This window comes from Cryobacterium sp. MLB-32 (assembly GCF_000738085.1).
In the GTDB taxonomy this organism is placed as follows: domain Bacteria; phylum Actinomycetota; class Actinomycetes; order Actinomycetales; family Microbacteriaceae; genus Cryobacterium.
The window spans coordinates 1-807 of record NZ_JPRS01000467.1; the positions used below are offsets into that span (position 1 = coordinate 1).

2 protein-coding genes are annotated in these 807 nt (G+C 61.2%); both read left to right on the forward strand.

Going from position 1 to position 807, the window contains the following annotated elements:
• Positions 1–43 precede the first annotated feature (43 nt).
• Positions 44–622, forward strand: coding sequence for a 5-formyltetrahydrofolate cyclo-ligase (locus tag JF66_RS19415; protein WP_035880529.1), 579 nt, complete (start codon positions 44–46; stop codon positions 620–622).
• 78 nt (positions 623–700) lie between these two features.
• On the forward strand, positions 701–807 hold a 107-nt coding region (locus JF66_RS22565), incomplete at its 3' end, for an FmdB family zinc ribbon protein (RefSeq protein ID WP_304413064.1).

The window sequence follows — 807 nt, forward strand, 5'->3', positions numbered from 1 at the left end:
GGTTCCCATGGCCCCTACGTTAGCGGCATCTAGAATGTCTTGTATGGACTCAGATATCGCTCACCAGAAGAGAGCGCTCCGGGCCGAGTTACGGGAACGCCGTCGCAATCTCACCTCCCTCGAGCGCGAAGACACCTCAGCCGGTTTTACCGCGAACCTTCAGCGGCTCGTCACCGGCATTGCCGCCCAATCGATCTCCTGCTACCTCTCATCGAACGACGAGCCCAACACCCGTCCCTTCGTCAATTGGGCGGCCGAGCAGGGTATACGCGTGCTCTTCCCCATTTCACGGGAGGACGGACTCCTCGATTGGACCGTGGGAAACAACGATGACGAGATGGAGGGACTCTCCGGTGTCCCCGAGGCGGTGGGCGAGCTTCTGGGCCCGATCGCCATCAATGACGTCGACCTCATCATCGTGCCGGCCGCCGCAGTGGATGCCGCGGGCCTGCGCATGGGTTGGGGCCGCGGCTATTTCGATAAGACTCTGGGTTCGATGGAAAAGTGTCCCCCGGTGTACGCCGTCGTTTTCGACAACGAGTACCTGCACGAGGTGCCGCGCGAGGTGCACGACCAGCCCGTCAACGGAATCGTCACCCCGACGCAGATCATCGCGTTCTGACCGCCGCATCGCCCTCAACGTTGCATCTGATTCACCCGGTAGACAAAAGCCTGCCGCGCCTTACCAGCTGGAGATTTCGTGCCTACCTATTCCTACCGTTGCACCGAGTGTGACACCGCGTTCGACATTCAGCAGGCCTTCACAGACCACTCGCTCACGGTGTGTCCCACGTGCGAGGGCAAGCT

What these genes read in the sequence shown, in the direction of transcription:
- JF66_RS19415 (WP_035880529.1), top strand. Translation starts at nt 44, where the DNA reads ATGGACTCAGATATCGCTCACCAGAAGAGAGCGCTCCGGGCCGAGTTA.